Annotated in this window: 10 protein-coding genes; 6 read left to right on the top strand and 4 right to left on the bottom strand. The window is 56.8% G+C overall.

Annotated elements, in window-relative coordinates; genetic code table 11:
* The first annotated feature begins 420 nt into the window (after positions 1-420).
* The 4 genes from ykgO to ABGM91_RS08315 all read left to right on the top strand — a co-directional run bounded on the left by ykgO (position 421) and on the right by ABGM91_RS08315 (position 3,270).
* The gene (gene ykgO / locus ABGM91_RS08330) at positions 421-585 is read left to right on the top strand and encodes a type B 50S ribosomal protein L36 (RefSeq protein ID WP_065529996.1); all 165 of its coding nucleotides are present in this window, start codon (positions 421-423) and stop codon (positions 583-585) included.
* Positions 586-671: 86 nt separating this feature from the next.
* Positions 672-1,811, top strand: a complete 1,140-nt coding sequence (metX, locus tag ABGM91_RS08325; RefSeq protein ID WP_354831334.1) for a homoserine O-acetyltransferase — start codon at positions 672-674, stop codon at positions 1,809-1,811.
* A gap of 297 nt (positions 1,812-2,108) precedes the next feature.
* Positions 2,109-2,420 carry a DUF1330 domain-containing protein gene (locus ABGM91_RS08320; protein ID WP_215429901.1) on the top strand — a complete coding sequence of 104 codons (312 nt, stop codon included), beginning with the start codon at positions 2,109-2,111 and terminating at the stop codon, positions 2,418-2,420.
* Positions 2,407-3,270 carry an MBL fold metallo-hydrolase gene (locus ABGM91_RS08315; RefSeq protein WP_354831331.1) on the top strand — a complete coding sequence of 288 codons (864 nt, stop codon included), beginning with the start codon at positions 2,407-2,409 and terminating at the stop codon, positions 3,268-3,270. Before ABGM91_RS08320 ends, ABGM91_RS08315 begins: the two co-directional genes overlap by 14 nt.
* Before the next feature lie 145 nt (positions 3,271-3,415).
* On the opposite strand, the gene ABGM91_RS08310 is transcribed toward ABGM91_RS08315, so the two are convergent.
* Both ABGM91_RS08310 and ABGM91_RS08305 read right to left on the bottom strand, forming a co-directional pair.
* On the bottom strand, positions 3,416-4,120 hold the full coding sequence (locus tag ABGM91_RS08310) for a hypothetical protein (protein ID WP_354831329.1): 705 nt from the start codon (positions 4,118-4,120) through the stop codon (positions 3,416-3,418).
* 70 nt (positions 4,121-4,190) lie between these two features.
* Entirely contained in the window at positions 4,191-4,535 is a 345-nt protein-coding gene (locus ABGM91_RS08305; RefSeq protein WP_354831327.1) for a hypothetical protein, read from the bottom strand.
* A 174-nt stretch (positions 4,536-4,709) separates the two neighbouring features.
* Here ABGM91_RS08305 and ABGM91_RS08300 point away from each other — a divergent pair, with 174 nt between their 5' ends.
* Positions 4,710-5,333, top strand: coding sequence for an outer membrane beta-barrel protein (locus ABGM91_RS08300; RefSeq protein WP_354831324.1), 624 nt, complete (start codon positions 4,710-4,712; stop codon positions 5,331-5,333).
* 100 nt (positions 5,334-5,433) lie between these two features.
* On the opposite strand, the gene ABGM91_RS08295 is transcribed toward ABGM91_RS08300, so the two are convergent.
* Complete coding sequence (locus tag ABGM91_RS08295) at positions 5,434-6,351, bottom strand: IS1595 family transposase (RefSeq protein ID WP_102727419.1); 918 nt, start codon at positions 6,349-6,351, stop codon at positions 5,434-5,436.
* 131 nt (positions 6,352-6,482) lie between these two features.
* Between ABGM91_RS08295 and ABGM91_RS08290 the strand changes: the two genes are divergently transcribed.
* Positions 6,483-6,893 (top strand): OsmC family protein, encoded by a 411-nt coding sequence (locus ABGM91_RS08290; RefSeq protein ID WP_215429904.1) that lies wholly within the window; start codon positions 6,483-6,485, stop codon positions 6,891-6,893.
* Positions 6,894-6,996: 103 nt separating this feature from the next.
* Here the strand turns inward: ABGM91_RS08290 and ABGM91_RS08285 are convergent, their stop codons facing one another.
* The gene (locus ABGM91_RS08285) at positions 6,997-16,446 is read right to left on the bottom strand and encodes an autotransporter-associated beta strand repeat-containing protein (RefSeq protein ID WP_354831320.1); all 9,450 of its coding nucleotides are present in this window, start codon (positions 16,444-16,446) and stop codon (positions 6,997-6,999) included.
* Positions 16,447-17,138 lie beyond the last annotated feature (692 nt).

The raw sequence follows: 17,138 nt of genomic DNA, 5'->3' as shown, positions 1-17,138 counted from the left end.
CCCAGACGTTTCAGGCACGAAGACCGGGTTGCCCTCCGCTCCCTGTTGGCCGCTTCCGTTCAAGCTGTGGCAGATGGCCTTCCACCGTATTTTCTGATGCCCGCGCTGCCGGAAATAAGAACCTCCTTGCCCTTATAAAGAAATGTTTCCCAGGTCTTCCGCAGAAAGGCCGCAAGCCCTGTTCCCGGTATCCTGCGCCCGGAAATGCCGGGATAAATTTGCATTAAATGATTTTTAATCAAATTTTTGGGTTGACTCCGGATTCCAAATCCGTCCCGATGCACTAGCTTCTCTCCCTCAAAATGCAAGAGTGTTCCCCGGCGGCACAATTTTCTTTTTACTCAAGAAATGACTTTACAATTCTTAACCAAACGGTATATTCCGTTCCCCGAACCGAACACCAAACCGGAGTTACACACCATGAAAGTTCTTTCTTCCTTAGCCTCTATGAAGCGCCGCCACGCAGACTGCCAGATCGTGAAGCGCAAGGGCACGTTGTATGTGATTTGCAAGAGCAATCCCAAGTTCAAAGCCCGCCAGGGCGCCACGGCAGGTACGCGTCTTTCCAAGAAGGGCGTCAAGTAACCCCTGGCCCAGCACAGATTTCAAGAAGACCGCCGCCCGCCGGGTGCCGGTCTTTTTTTGCTGACAGAGCACCTTCTCACACGTCCATGCAGCTTCCCTCCGTCCAAACCAGATTTCTGGACCTTCCCGGCTCCTTTTCCCTGCGGAACGGAACCGTGCTGGACAAGGTACGCGTGGCCTACGAGCAGTACGGCTCCCTGACGCCGGAAAAGGATAACGTGATCCTCCTGTTTCACGCCCTTTCCGGCAGCCAGCACGCCTACGGCTATAATCCGGAAGTGCCGGGCATCGGCTCCCTCTGGAAGCCGGAAAACCATGAAGGCTGGTGGAACAGCATCATTGGCCCCGGCCGTCCGCTGGATACGGACCGCTTCTGCATCATCTGCGCCAATTATCTGGGCGGCTGCTACGGCACCACCGGCCCCGCCAGCCCCTGCCCTGCGGACGGCCTGCCCTACGGCTCCCGCTTCCCGCACGTGGAGGCGGCGGACCAGGCACGCCTTCAGGCACTCCTGCTGGACAGCCTGGGAATAGACCGCGTTCATCTGGTGGGGCCCTCCGTGGGCGGCCTGATCGCCCTCAGCTTCGCCTGCCAGTTCCCGGAACGGGTCCGGAGCTTCATTTCCATCGGCTCCGGCTACCGGGCTTCCATTGAACACCGCCTGTCCCTGTTTGAACAAATCCTGGCCATTGAACTTGATCCGGATTTCCGCGGCGGGGATTATTACCAGGGCCCGGCTCCCAAAAAGGGGCTGGCGTTCGCGCGCATCATCGGCCACAAGGCGTTCGTGTACCAGGAAGGGCTGGAACAGCGCGCCAGAAAGGAGGTGGGCGGCCAATCCGGCCTGCTTACGTGGATGACGCCCACCCGCAGCACGCAAAGCTACATGCTGCACCAGGGAACCAAGTTTGCGGAGCGTTTTGACGCCAACGCCTACATCCGCATTGCGGACATGTGGGCGGAGTTCGACATCCGGGACCATGCGGCGGACGGCGCTTTCAGCACTGCCCTGGCGGGCTTCCGGCGCGCGGGGATTCCGGCTCTTGTCTTTTCCATTGATACAGACTGCTGCTTCCGTCCGGCGGAACAGAAGGATTTTGCGGAACAGCTCAAAGCCGCGGGCATTCCCGTGGAGTTCCACACCATTGTTTCCACCAAGGGACACGATTCCTTCCTGCTGGAACCGGAGCTTTATGCGGAACCTGTCCGCAGGGTTCTGGGGTGAGGGAGAGTTTTCATTCAGAAACCGCGGCTTTGCCCGGCGGTTCAAGACAGTGCCCGGACGCTCCGGATGACAGACCAGGTGCAAAAGCAGGAAAACCGTTTGCGGTTGAACGCCCTTGTAAGAACTTCAAAAAATTGAAACTCCGTACTTTGCCGCAGCGCCGCGCTCATTCAGGCAAGTCCGGAAGACGGATTGACAATCTCCATTTCCGGCTTTAGTCTGCCCACCAAGGCCATGGATGCTTCCGGGCGTCTATGGGAACCAGCAGGCGCCCGCCGCTTACCGGAAGAGAAGGATATGAGTTACTATTTTATTGTCACGGTTTCTTTAACCGGGGATGCCCATTCCCCGTACGATTCCTATGTCAGGGAAGTCAAACCCATTGTTGAAAAGCACGGCGGAGAATACCTGGTCAGGACCAGCGAGGTCATTCCGTTGACCGACGGCTGGAAGCCGGACCGTGTGATTGTCATCCGGTTTCCCTCCCGGGAAAAGCTGGAACGCTGCTTTGCCTCGGAAGAGTACCGGCAGATCAAATCCCTGCGGGAGGATTCCGTGAAGAGCCACGCCATCATCGTGAAAGGAACGGATGGTGATGAAGCTCTGTGAAGGACTGCACCAGATCAGGGTTGATTTCCAGGTGACGCCGGAAATCAAGCGTTTTGCGTATATCTACCTTATTGAGGGAACCGCCTGCTACCTGGTTGATTCCGGCGTTGGCGGAAGCGAGAAGGCCATTTTTTCCTACATGGAGAAAATCGGGCGCAGGCCGGAAGAGATCAGAGGGATTTTCCTGACGCACGCGCACCCGGACCACATCGGCAGCGCATCCGTCATCAGGGAACTCACGGGCTGCACCGTTTACGCAAGCCGGGGGGAGCGGCGGTGGATTGAGAATATTGACCTGCAATTCCAGGAGCGCCCCATTCCCAATTTTCACGCGCTGGCGGGGGCATCCACTCAAGTGGATGCCGTCGTCACGGACGGAGACGTCATCACGCCGGAACCGGGCATGGAAATCAAGGTTATAGGCTCCAGGGGACATTCCTGCGACGGCGTCTCCTACTGGCTGCGGAACCGGGAGATCCTGTTTACCGGAGACGCCATTCCCGTGTGGAATGACGTTCCCATTTACATCAACAGGGACTGGAGCATGGATACCCTGCACCGCCTGGCGAGTCTTTCCCCGGTACGGTTTTACTGCCCCGCATGGGACAAGGTTTACACAGGCCGGGAAGGCGCGGAAGCCATCTCCCGGGCGCTGGACCTCATTGAAGAGATCCAGAGGGGCGTGGATGCCGTGATGAAGGACCGGCCCGCGACGGACAGGGCCGCACTGATCAGTCAAATCTGCACGAAACTGGGCATGGAAAGATTTTTAGGAAATCCCCTCTTTGCCGGAACAATCGCGTCCCACCTGCCCTCCGGGATGCAGGACATTTCTTCACGGGAATCTTAAATAAAAAACGGAATTATCCCTTTTAGTCTTGTCGCCCCCCCTACTTCTTAGGGGAGGAAACAAAAAAGGTTCCCTTTTTTGAAGGGAGCCTTTTTGCAAATAAATTTCTATAGAGGTTTTTAGGTTTGCTGTAGATTCGCTATTATTATTGCGGAACCCTGTAGCGAGATTTCAGTAAATACAGCAATTGAAGGTGTATAAATCTATCACCATGAAGAATTTGTACATCGATAGGAAATACCTCCTTTGTTGCGCTTATAAAAACATTATCGGGACGAGCATCAACAATTTTTGTTCCACATGGGTGCTTATATACATTTCTTCCTTCATATATAAAACCTAAAGATTTCATATAGCGTTCTATTTCAGCAACTGATGCAGGCTGTCCATCTACAAGAGGTTGCGAAATGAAAATTTTTGCTAATTTGTTAATTTTCTTCTGACGCCCAATAATAGATACTACATCAATGGAATCATAGAATATATAATTAGAAAACCATAAATTTTCTAAATAATCTTTCAGATTTGCGCGTGCTCCATATCCATTATTAGACTTAGTGAGCTTAAATATAATCCCATGAGAATCTTTTATTGAGGTAAACGTATCATGTTCGTCACCTCCTTCATGAGATTCATAAGTCTCTGTGAGGGTTCTTGCGAACTTACCGTAAGAAATGAACCTTTTACGGTGCTTTGCCCAGCAGAACAAAACAGCTTGCTCGCTTCTTTGGAATAAGTCCGTTTGATTTGTTCGCCTGCTGCTCCCGCAGGCCTGCTGTACCAAACAGAAGAGTTCTTCAAGCGGCGTTTTAACATTTCTTGTCTCGTAAGTACTTTGTTCATAATTCATTATTTCCTTCGTAATATCATCAATGAATTAATTTTCTGAAAAGAGAGATAAGATATGCTCTATGAGCATTTTACACCCTTTTTAGCCTTTCGGCAACTGTTTTCTCTATCCACTCTTCAAGCGATAACCCCTCTTTCACCGCCCGTCGAGCTACTTCATTCAGCATGGAGTTTTTGAGACGCACGCTTATAGAGGATTCGAGTTCCGCAGGATAGTCCTTACTCATTAGATGACGCAATGAGCCTTGTACGTTCTTAGGGATTCTTTGACGGGCAAACCAGTTATGAACCACGGTAGTTTGGACTCCAAGAGCCTTGGCTATTTCGGCACGGCTAATGGAATGTTCATTGAGCCATTGGCCTAATTTTTTAGTGTCCACATAGTCCGGTTCAGGCTTGGAATTGCTCGTAAACATGCGGTTTGATTATCTGATAGAACCTAGTTCATAGAAAGAAAGAGCTTGCGTTGTTCGCATTTGTTATGTTAATAACTCGCATATGATGATTATTGCGATTCACAATTGAGACTCTAAAGGAGGAATCTTTGTTGGCAATCGTGACTTCATTATGACTTCAACTCATAAACGACCATGAAGAGAAACTTATTTATAACGTACGCATTAGGCCTATTGTCCTGTACTTTTTCAGCCCAAGCATCCAATGACCCTTGGGATTATTATAGGGTAGGAGGTAATTATAGTTCCGCATATTCAACACGGTATGATTCCAATTTTGGAATGAGTATCAAAGGTATGTATGGATTCCACTCAGGAAATGATTATGGAATAGATATGCCAGACCTGTACGGTGCCCAATTAGGACTTCACGCTAACATTCCATCGGGTTCTGTTTTCCATGAATTATCTTTCAATCTCGGCGCGCTTACAGGTTCTAAAACCTACGGAGGGGAGTTAAAATGGAAACAACAAGTATTCCCCTTCACCGCTGGATATTCTTTCAATGTCCCCTTATCTGATTCTGCCACTTTCTATTTAGGCGGCAAAATTGGTTTTCACTATTATAAACAGGAACTCTCTGGTGGAGGAGAAAAAGCTTCTGAGTCTGATTCTAGTGGAACTTACTCGGCATTAATCGGTTTTAAATTTGCTGTTGCAGAAAAAACAGACATCGTTATTGGATATGAAATAGCGAAATACTGGTCAGATGTTGACCCATACCACTTTATCACAGTTGGCTTTAACTGGTCATTCTAATTTTCGGCGGTGAATTAACGGGCCTCCTTCCTTTCGGGGAAGGAGGCGATTCTTTGATTTGCATTGACTGGCCGTCACCTTGTTGCAGGGTGGCGGCTTTTCATTTCCAGCACAACCCCATCAACACCTCAAAGGCTTCATTTTCGTTCCTGTAACATTGTCTGAAACAGAATTCATCCACATATTTCTGTAGGTGTTTGAGAGAGACATGGTGAAATATTCCATGAATACCTCTTTTCAGTAAGGCCCAAAAGCTTTCAATTCCATTAGTGTGAACCCCATTGCCCGCACTAAACATGACATTATGGTCAATCATGATGCGGGTAAGATTCTTATTGTTAGGATAGTTCAGAATATTGTAGCCCTTGAACTGGTCAGTCATGACTTTGGTATTAGGTTTACAAACCTTGCTAAGGACATTGAACAATTGTTTGCCCGTCAATTGTTTTCCTTCTTCATTCCTATTAGCAACGACGGCATGAACTTTCCCAGTTCCCCTTTCCCTGACTCCAATAACAGGAACTTTAGCTGTCCCTCTTCCTCTAGGATTTTTCGGCAAGTCGTCATCATCCCCATGTTCATTCTTCTTCCGGGGTTTTCCTCCAACATAGGTTTCGTCAATCTCAACAATCGCCTCAAAAGTTTCTCCTACCTCTCTTTTTGCCATTGCCCCTCTAATCTTGTGCATCATTCTCCAAGCGGTTTTATAGGAAACACCTAATTCCCTTTTCAATTGCATGGCTGAAATCCCTTTTTTAGACAAACAAACCATATTAATAGCATACAACCAATGCCTCAAAGGCATTCTTGTTTCCTCAAAAATGGTTCCCTTGAAAATAGAGAATTCCATCTTACAGTTGTTGCAATAGGCATTGCGGCAATTATAGTGAGCGTGATAAACCTTCTCCGTTTTCCCACAAAACGGGCAAACTATTTTCCCCTCAAACCGTTTTTCAATGAGATATTTTGCAACACTCTCATCATCAGGGAATTTTTCAATGAATTCGCGGTACGTCATGTTCTACTCCTTTCTTTTTCTAGGAGTAGTGTAATGGATTATGGGGGATTTACAAGATTAAAGTAAATAGTTCCGTAAAAAAATAACCAAATTCCGGTGAACCCAAACCGGGACCGGACTGTCCTACTCCTATGACTGATACTCATTACACCTCCGAAACGGAGAACGTCGGACAGTTCCGCTGTGAGAGCACCTATATTCCCTCCAATATCACCTTTGCCACCGACCTGCCCGCTTCCTTTGAAGGCCGCGCAGAGTTTCCCTCCCCCGGCGTGATGCTCGGTTCCACGCTTGCCTCCTGCATGATCAGCCTGGTTTCCGTAGTTGCGGCCAGAAAGGGCGTGGACCTGAAGGGCATGCGCATCCTGGCGCGCGCGGTGGAATCCTCCAAGGGGATTGAAAAGATTGAGCTGAAGGCCATCATGCCCCTGGAAGGCACCCACCCCCTCCGCTCCATGCTGGAAAAGACGGCCCTGAGCTGCCCGGTGCACCAGGCGCTCCGCCCGGACCTGGAAACGCCCATTGAATGGGAATGGAAGTAATGGAAAGAGCCAATTAATACTTAACGTCTTATCTGAAAATTACGAAGAAGGCCGTTCCGGAATCCTCCGGAACGGCCTTGTTTTTAGCTGAGTTTCCCTTCTTTTAGAAGTTGTAGCGGTAGCCGATGCTTCCGTTGATGGAGCTGGAGCCGCTGCGGATGTCCGCATTCCCGTCCGCAAAGATGACGCTCTGCGTGCCCACCGGGATGCTCAGGCCCACGCCAACCTGGAAGGCCGTAGCCCCCACCTTGGCGCCGTATACCGGGCGCGTGTAGGAGGGGTCCGCCAGGAAGCCCACATTGGCCTGCCCGCGGCGGTCGCCCATGTCCTGGGAGACATTCGCCCGGACTTCTCCCAAGGCTTCCCGCCCGAAGAGGTTGGAGCCAAGGAGGCCGGAAAGCCTGGCGCCCACCGCAACGGCCGCCGTCGTCAGCTTCTGCTCTTCCACCCTCAGGCCGGCGTTTCCGGCGGAACCGCTTTCACTGTAACCGTCCATGCGCGTCGTCACGATGGAGGCGTTGAACAGGGGCTGGAGAATCACGCTCTTGTCTTCATTGAGGGCGATGTCGTACGCCAGTTCATACATGGCGCCGAAGCCGGACCCGGTCGTGCTGCCGTGGGCCTGGTAGGAGCCTGTGCCGTAGTCCACCGTGCGCGTGAGTTTGGCGTCATTCCAGCCGCCCGTCAGGATCAGCAGGTGGGACCACTTGCGGGACTGGTAGCGGGCGAACAGGTTGACGTAGTAGCTGTCCAGGTCTCCGTCCGCCGTATCCGCCGCGTTCGCGGTCAGGCTTCCGTAGTTGGCCGTGAACGCCGCGCCCGCGGTGAGGTGGTCGTTGATATCCACGTCCATGCCCACCGTTCCGCCCCAGGTGGAGAGCTTGTAGCCGCTCTCATCCCCCTTGGCGTCCAGCTTGGCGTAAGACCCGGTGCCCTGCATCCACATATGGAAGTACGGCATGTCTTCATTAATGTATGCGGGATTCACGCCCATCTGCGCCACGCGGTTGCGTATCCAGCCCATCTGGTCACGCAGGGAGTCCCGCTGGGCAATACCCAGGCTGGTGACCGTACTGCCCGCGGCGGCGGCCAGCTTGCGTGCCGCTCCGGAGTAGTCCCCGCTGTTCTGGGAGAGCAGAACGGAGGTGTACAGGTCGCGCAGGGTGGTTCCCTCCTCCATGTGGTAGCGGGAGTTCCAGAGCAGGTCAGCCCCGGTGGACGCATTCCGCGTGAGGGAGGAGTCACGGAAGATGTTTTCCGTGCGCGCCGTTCCAGTGAGGATGATGGCCGTCATGCTGTCATTGGTGGCCAGGTGCAGGTTTTCATACAGGGAGCTGAGGATCATGTCCTGAAGGGTGACGTTGTCTCCCAGGGAGACCAGGGCGCCGTCCGTCGTCTTGAACAGTTCCATGTTCAGCGTTTCCGTATTCCCGGTGACCAGGGTATCCAGGTTGCTCATGACCAGCGTGACTTCTCCCGTTCCGTCACCCAGCGTGATGTTTCCGCTGGACGTGACGAACGGGTTGCCCAGCCCATCCACCGTAGTGGAGGAGGTGGTGATGGTCACCGTGCTGTTCCCCGTTACGCTCAGGCCGTCCGTGCCCAGCGTGAGCTGGGTCTTGGGATCAGTTGCGCTGCCGATGTTGAGCGTGCCGCCGTTCACGGTGATGCCCTTGTAGGCCGCCTGCGCCGGATTGCCCCCTTCCGCCGGGGCTCCGGCCAGGGTCAGCGCACCGCCGCCGGTCACGTTCAGGTTGTAGCCGGCGTTGCCCGCGCCCTTGATGGTTTGCACGCTGCCGTTTCCGGATTTGAAGTTGAGCGTTCCGGAAGCCCCGTCCAGCGTACCGGTGAAGGTATGGGAGGCGGAGGAGTCCACCGTCATTTCCGCACCGCTCAGCTTCAGGGCGCCTCCGCCCGTCAGGCCGGAGACCGTGTTCACGGAACCGGCCGCGGTGGACAGCGCGGAACCTTCACGGACGTCCAGCAGAACGCCGTCCAGGGAGGAGCCGTTGCCCAGCGTCAGGGAGGAGTCCGTTCCGTCCCCGCCCAGGGTCAGCGTGCCGTCCCCGGAGATGGTCACGTCCGTCACATGGCTGCCGGCCTGCTGGCCGGTGACTACGAGCTGGGCGCCTTTACCCAGGTCCAGGGTGCCGCCGCCCGTGCCGGAGGCCAGGTTTTCCACCGTCGTTACACGGGAAGCGCCGTCATTCCTGCCGCCCAGCGTGATGTCTCCGCCGGCCAGTTCCAGCGTGGTGAGGCTGTTGCCCGTGCCGTTCAGGACAATGTTCCCTTCCGTGGAGCTCAGCTTGGAGTCATTACCCGTAAAGCTGCCTTCCACCGTGAGGGTTTCCGCGCCTTTCTTAATGAAGTCCACATGGTCGCCGCTGATGGTGCCGCCGTAGCTGTTGCTGCCGGCGTCCACGTTCTGGATCAGGTCCACCACGGCATGGTTGGCCGCCGCATCCGCCGCCGTATTCGTCACCACCAGGGCGCCGTTGCTGCCGATCAGGTTGCTAACTTTCAGGCCGTCTCCGTTCCGGGAGGCGTCCGGGGCTCCGTCCAGGCTTATATTAAGCGTGGTTCCGTTGATGCCCACGGCCTTGTAGGGGTCCAAGGCGGCGTAGTCGGTGATGTTGGGGTTGTCGGAATTGGGGGTGGTATCCACCAGGTAGACCAGGTCCGTATTGCCGCTGACCATCAGCGTTCCGTCCGCACCCAGGACTTCCGTCACCGCGTAGCCCAGGGAGGCCAGCAGCGGGGAGAAGCCGATCTGCTTGTAATTGTCCACCGTCAGCGTTCCCGTGGTCAGCACCAGTCCCACGCCGTCCGCGGAATCCCGGTTGGCGGAGAGCAGGTCCAGAACGCCCTGGTTGCTGAGGTTGATGGTCGTGGTGGCGGCGGAGAGCGTCAGGCTGTCCGCGTCAATGACGCCCTGCCCGGTTGCTCCGCCCGCGGTCAGGCTGCCGCTGTCCAGCTTGAGCGTCACCGTTTTGCCCGTCATGTCCAGAGGGCCGGAGATCCCGGTAAGCCGGGAGAAGTCCTCCATGACGATGGAGCTGACGAGACTGCCGGACAAGCCTCCCAGATTGATGGTGTTCAGGGTGCCCTGCGTTCCGGCGGAGGCTGCCACTTCCACGTTTCCGGTGGTCTTGGCGCCCGCGTTTGCCAGGCTTCCCTTCGTGATCAGGATGACGTTGGCCGCATTCTGGGAGGCCAGGTCAAGAACGCCGTTGTTGACGGTGACCCGCCCGGATCCCAGGGAATCAGCCCCCGCCAGAGTGACGGTGCCCGTTCCGGAAAGGGTGGTGGCCCCGGTAAATCCGGTGTTGCCAGCCGCCAGCGTTATATTCCCGGTGGTGTCAATGACCAGGGAACCGGCTCCGGAGAGGGTTCCGGCCCAGGCGCTTCCTTCACCCAGCCGCGCCGTGGCGCCGCCTGCAATGGAGAGGGCGCCCAGGAAGGTGTTAGCCCCGGTGAGTTCCAGCGTTCCGGAGTTCACGGATACCGTGCCGCCGGCCGTGCCGCTGATGACGCCGCCATAGGAGAAGTCACGGGCAAAGGCCAGCGTGGAGTTGTTCTGGATGTCTATGCTGTCCCCCAGCTTGGTCACATTGGCGGAGTTCACCGTGACCGTGCCGCGGTGCACCTTGAGCTGGCCGTCCAGGTTGACGCCGCCCGTCAGGGTGATGTTGCCCGCGCCCTGGGTGGAGAACGCCGTGCCGCTCAAATCGCCGCTGAGGGTGAAGTCCTTGGTGGCAAAAATCTGGTTGCCCGTAAAGACCATGTCATTGGCAAAGGTTCCCCCGGCCGTCCCGTTCCATTCCGTACGGACATTGGAATCCGCCAGGTTCACGGTGCCGTCCGCTCCCATGGTCACGTTGTTCAACTGGAAGTACCCGGCTGTCACGGACAGGGTTCCCTGGAATTCCGTGCTCATGTTCAGGACATTGGCTCCGTAGTTGGTTCCCAGCCCCACGGAAATGGTACCGGTCCCGGAGGCGTTCAGGTTGAGCGCCGTGTTGTCATTGGCGCCGCTGACCGTCAGAACGGAGCCGGAGGCCAGCTCCACGGTTTTTCCGTTGGCCAGGGCCTTGGCGGCGGTAGCCGTCACGTTTTCACCCAGGATGAGGGAGCCGTCCGTCCACGTCATGTTATCCGCGGTGAATGCCGTGGCGAAGGCGCCGGAAGCCAGATTGAGGCTGCCGCCCTGCAGGTTGATCATGCCCATGCCCGGCTGGACGTCCGCCGTTGCCAGCGTGAGCGTGCCGCCCGTAACGGTGACGGCTCCGGAACCCAGGGAGTTGGCGACCTGAGCCACCAGCTCGCCCTGCTGGATGGAGATGGCTCCCGCCCAGCCCGTGTTGTCCAGATTCAGGGTCAGCTTGCCTTCGCCGCGCTTGGTCAGCGTGCCCTGGGCAATTTTCCCGGTGCCGTCCGAGGCGAAGACATAGTCGCTGCCCGCGGCGTTGTTCACCGTGATGGAGGCCGGATTCACCGCCCCGGACAGGGTAACGGTGCCAGCACCGGAGCTGTTGAAGACCAGGTTCTGCCCGGCGGCCGTATCCGCAGAGCCGTCAATGCCCCACTGGGCGCCCGTGTTCGTGTCGCTCCAGGTCATGCCTTCCGTTCCCTGCCAGATCCACACGTCCCCGGCGGAAGTCACCACCAGCTTGAGGGTGGTGCCCGTCTGGACCAGTTCGTAAATCAGCGTTTCGTCTCCGGTGTATCCGGCCCAGTTGAAGATGGCGCTTCCGGCGTCAAGCCCGCTTGCCGCGGAGATGAGCGTGTATTCCCCCGCTTCCGTAATGCCTTCAAGGCCGTTCAGGGTGAGGGTGAAGGTTCCGGCGCCAAAGGCGCCGCCCACCTCCATGGAGGAACTGATGTCCATCGTCAGGGTGGAGCTGTTCGCCAGATTCAGCGCGCCGGCGGTAGTCATGCGGGTGTTGGCGGCCATCGTGATATTCCCCAGAGCGGTGGCTCCGGTGGAAGTCAGGGCCAGCGTTCCTCCGCGGATGTCCGTGAGCCCGGTATAACTGACCGTACCGCCCAGCGTCAGCGTTTCATCGCTGACCTTGGTCAGGGACAGGGCTCCGGTGGTGTCATAGGAGATGGTGGTGGCTCCGTAGGCAATGGCAACGCCCTGGTCCGTGAGCGTCCCGTTGTACGTGCCGGAACCCACCGTCAGCGTGCGTGCGCCGCCCACGGCGCCCACCTGGGAGTTGGCCGTGCCGTCCAGGGAGGCGATTTCAATATCTCCCAGCACGCGCATGAAGGCGAATCCCGTGGTATCCGTGCCGGACGTGAGGGTCACCCCGCCCTGCGCCATGGAGGTGCGCATGTCAAGCCCCGTGCTGTACCCGTTGGAGGCGTTCATGGTGATCATGCCGGTAAATCCGGAGGCGTCGCCACCGATGATGAGTTTGCCGTTGGAGTTGTACCTGCCGTCACCAGCTCCGCGGCTGTAAGTCAGGGAGCCTGCGCCTGTGAGCGTTCCGGTGAAGCCCATTTCCTTGGCCCAGTTGTCCCGGCCTACCAGGGAAGCCGCCCCGTTGACGGTCACGGTTCCCGTAAAGTTATGCTGGTAATTGGTGGCGTTTGCCTGGGAGGCGTCCACCCATTTCACGGAGACCGCATCAGACGCCGCCGTGCCCAGAATCAGGTCAGAGCCGATGGTGTGGTGGGCGCTGTTGCCCGCAATGATCAGGGACGTGCCGTTCTGCAAGGTGACGGAGGAACCGGCGCTCCCCCAATTGATGGCGGTAGAGCCGCCCCCTATCTGGACGTTGCCTTCCTGCACGATCAGATGGCCGGAGTTGGCCCCCGTCAATTTCAGCAGCCCCGTACCGGTTTTCCGGACGGAACCGGCTCCCGTGATGTTATTGCCGAAGGTAAGGTCGGAAGGAGTTACCAGATTGATGAAAGAGTTGTTATCCGCGGCAAGGGAGAAGGCCGGGTTGGTCACGGTTCCCAGATTCACCGTGACCGTCGCGCCGTTGGCCGCTCCCAGGAAGGAACCCGCGCCCCAGGTGATGCCCGTGGCAGGCAGGTCCGTATCATACCCGAACGCCAGAACGCCCTGGTTCACGGCTACGGTGGTTCCCGTGCCGAGCACGGAAGCGGAGCCCAGCACCAGGGTTCCCGTGCCTTCCTTGGTGACGGCGGTATTGGCGATTGCGCCCGTCCCCGTCAGTTCATAGCGGGTGGTGGAGTTGCGGACCAGCATGGAACCGGGGGAGACCTCGGAATCAAGCTGCACCACGGAGGTGGCGACTCCGGCCTGGTCTGCAAAGGAAACCGCCAGGCCGTCCGCATACGTGGCGGGAGCGCCTCCATCCGTCCAGATGTTTTCCGCGCTCCAGACGCCATTTTCGCCACCTGCCCACAGAAGGAGGGTTTCCGCGGTGAAAACAAGGTCCCTGCCGTTGTTGGAAACGGTGATGGTTCCCGCCACGCCGTCCGCAAAGACGGCCTTGATGGAAGAGATGTTGGTCAGCCCGGTGGTGGAGAGCACGGACATTCCGTCCGTCAAGGCGCCAAATCCGGTAAGGTCCAGATTCAATTCCCCTTCCGCGGAGAGGGCGAAGGCGCCATTCACATTGATTCCCGTTCCGGCTCCCCCGGCCAGCGCCAGCGTGCTGGAGCCGTCCACGTTCAGGCTCCCCGTAAAGAAGGAGTTCTGGAACATGGTCACGATGTCGAAGCCGGTGATGACCGTATTGGAGAAGGAGATGGCCTGGTCCACCGTATTGCCGTAACCGCCCAGAAGAAGGGAGGACGTGCCTCCCACCGTGCCTTCCGACACACCCAGCGTGCTACCCGTGCGGAACGCGGCTTTTTTGACGGTGAGGGTGGCGTTCCCGTTCACGGCGGACCTTGCGCCGCCGCCGCCCGCATAAAGGGCTCCCGTGTAAGCGCCGCCGTCCAGGGTCAGGCTGGAATTGCCCTTGACCGTGGAAGTTCCGGCAGTGCCGTAGCCGCCGCCGTAAATGGCCCCGGTAAAGATGGCGTCACTGCCCGCGGTGATGCTGACGTTGGAGTCTCCGTTGATCGTATACGTTCCTGAACTGCCCGAGTAGGAACCGCCCACGATGCTCTTGACGAAGGTGCCCGTGGCAGTCCCCAGGTCAATCGTCACATTGGTGCTTCCGGTGATAGTGGCGCTGGAAGTGGAGTTGGCTTCATAAGCGCTGCCGCCGATGATGAAGCCCCTGGCTACGGAATTGAGCGAGACGGCTTCATCCGTGACGCTCTGCATGCTGCGCACAACGACGAAGGTGCTGCCGTCAATGGTGTTGGTGGAGTTATGGGCCGCCGTACCGCCGCCTATCACGCTCCCCTTCACCACGGCATTGCCGTCCACGGACACGTAAATATTCCCCGTGATGCCGGCCCCCTGGCCGTCCTTGTAGTTGCCGCCTACCACCCAGTTGACGGAGGTATCCCCCTGAATCTGGGTATGGACATCTCCCGTGATGTTCCACTTGCCGGTGCCGCTCCAGTTGTTGGCATAACTGCCGCCGATGATCAGGTTGTAGTTGCCCGCCAGAACGTCCGTCCAGATGCCGGTGGTGATTTCCGTGGCCGTTGCATTGGTTGCCGTATTGTAATAGCCGCCAGCCAGAGTGACTCCCGTCAGGTCTCCCGTTCCGGTCACGACGTTCACGGAGCCGAAGCCCTCCTGCATGGATGCGGCGCGGATGTTGTACAGGGCCAGCGCCTGCTGGTCCGCCAGCGTTCCGGCGCCGGAGGAGGGGGCGCTTCCCAGCCCCCAGGCGGAATCCCATGCGGTATCATACGCGCCGGACCCGGTGAAGGTAATAACCGTTTTCCCGTCAACGGTGGTGATGGTGTACAGGGAGGCGTCAATGTCCGCCAGCGTGAAGCCCGTCCCCAGGTCAACGCCCAGGTTGTAGGAGGTATTCACCAGGGCTTCGGAACCGAACAGGTCCTGGAATTCCTGGAAACCGGAGAAATCAATCAGGCCGGAAGTCAGCGTCACGTTCTGAAGCACGGTGCCCACGTTGTCCATGGAGGTGTAGTACAGGCGGCCGCCGTCCACGGTTACATCGCCCGTAATCGTCCCCGTGCCGTTGGCGAGGATGCCCATCGTTTCCCCCACCGTGACGGCGTTCTGGAAATTCATGGTCCCTGCGGAGGCGGAGATGGTTCCGTTCCCCGTCAGCCCAGTCACGTTCATGGTTCCACTGCCCGCATCCAGCCTGCCCCCCGCAAGGACGGCATTGATGTCGCCCGCCTTGGAAAGTACGGCACCGGAGTTGACGGTGTAGGTTCCCGTAAGCGCTACGTTTTCGGAAAGGTGCACCCAGCCTGATTGCGCCACGAAGTTGCCCGCGCCCGTGATGGAGTTGTCAATGACGTCCGCCGCTTCTCCCGCCGTACCGTAATAAGTGAGGTACTGGCTGCCGGAGGAAGTAGTGACGGCGGCGGTGCCGAGGGACCCGGAAGCGTTGATGCCCAGGGAAGTTGAATTACGCGTGATGGCGATGGTGCCGCCGATCTGGTTTTCCGTACCGGTGAGGGTGTAGTAAGTGTACTCGCTGTCGGCGCCGCTGATGGAGAATCCGGAGGCCGCCGTAAGCACGCCCGTGAATTTGATATTCTTGCCGTACTGCGTGGTCAGGTTCACTCCGGTGCCGAACGTGGCTGCTCCGGAGAAGGTGAAGCCATCCCCGTTGATGGAGTTGGCGTCATAGTTATAATATCCGGAAACGGCCGGACCGTCCTGTACGGTCAGCGTAGTGCCGTCCCCCATGACCAGCTTCTGGGACCAGTTGACATTGCCGGAAAAAAGGGAGAGCGTGCCGCTGCTGATTTTAAGGGTGGCATCCGCGGCGGCGGCTGGGGCCAGGGCCACGGTCTTGTCGGAATTGCCCAGGGTGAACGTACCGCCCCCCGTGTAATCAACCGTCACGGTGCCGCCAAAGCTGCCGCCGTAGGAGGAGGAGTCTCCGGTGATGGTCAGCGTGGTTCCCTCCCCGGTAATCAGGGCCGCGGCGTTGTTGTGCTCCAGCTTGCTGATGGAGGTGTCCACGCCCGCTTTCAGGACGGAAGCGCCCGTCGCATACCCATAGCCGCCCAACTTGATCGTGGCGTTCTGAGCCGCCAGCGCGTGGTTGAGGTTCAGGATGTTGTTCTGCGTTCCCCCTGTCGTGTTGGAATAGAGGGAAATGATTCCGTTGAAGGTGCCCGCCCCGTTCAGGGTGAGGGTGGAGAGAGCCGTGCCTCCGCTGGCGGCCCGGTTCACCGTCAGCACGGCTTCCGGGGCATCCCCGTTCAGGTTCGTGATCGTGGCGTTGCCCGCTCCGGCAAATTGCAATGTTGTGGAAGCCGTGACGGTGCCGATGTCATAAGTGGCGTTCCCTCCCGCCGCCACATTCACCTGTGTCCCGTTAAAAGCGACATCCGCGGCATAAGTCTGTGATACTGTTATTAGAAGACCAGAAACTCCTGCAAAGGTGGCAGTTCCAAGAGTTACTCCTGAGAAGGAGGTCAGCAGGGCGGCCAGCAGATTCAAGGGAAGGTGTAATTTCATGTAACGTTTGACAATTAATGGGTTATTCAATCATAAAAGAACCTTTCCCACAACACGGCAAGGGGAATATGATTGTGAATATAAATAAGGAATTCGCAATCCGCTGTCAAAGGAAAAGAATCAGCTGCAACGGTTTTCTACCGGAAGGGAAATGCTCCCGGTAACCAGATTTTTCCGGTTTTCTCTGGAGGGATTATTTTTTAAATAGATAACACATTGATTATTAATCAAATTTAATAATTGAATTTTGAATAATATGTGAATAAAGAGCCGGCGGATTGCGAATTCGCATTTGCCCTTTTAATGGCAGGATAAAATAAAAAGATGCCCTGCAACAGGTTATGAAGAACACTGCTTGGGGATTGAGGAAGAATGGCTGAATATGCCTCTGGTCCATTTTTCAAAATTTCCCACCCCCGCAGCTTTGTAAAGCGTCTGAGCAGGACTCCGGGGCACGGCCTCGCACAGACGGACCACTGAACCGGCATCCGTCTGAAACGCACGAAAAGTGAATGATGAAGCCGAACGAATTCTTACAAGGTCTTACAAGGGGCGGGAGACCTTGTGCCCGGCAGAGTACCCGTCACGGGCACGGCGGGGCAATAGGCCACAGCTTGAATGGAATACGGCCAGCAGGGAACGGAGGTTTGATTCGTGCCACTTTCAGATTCACTCACCCTGCGGGCTTCAAG

The organism is Akkermansia muciniphila, assembly GCF_040616545.1.
GTDB lineage: Bacteria > Verrucomicrobiota > Verrucomicrobiia > Verrucomicrobiales > Akkermansiaceae > Akkermansia > Akkermansia muciniphila_E.
Note: the sequence above shows the minus strand (reverse complement) of the source record. Positions and strands in the feature narration are given on the sequence as shown.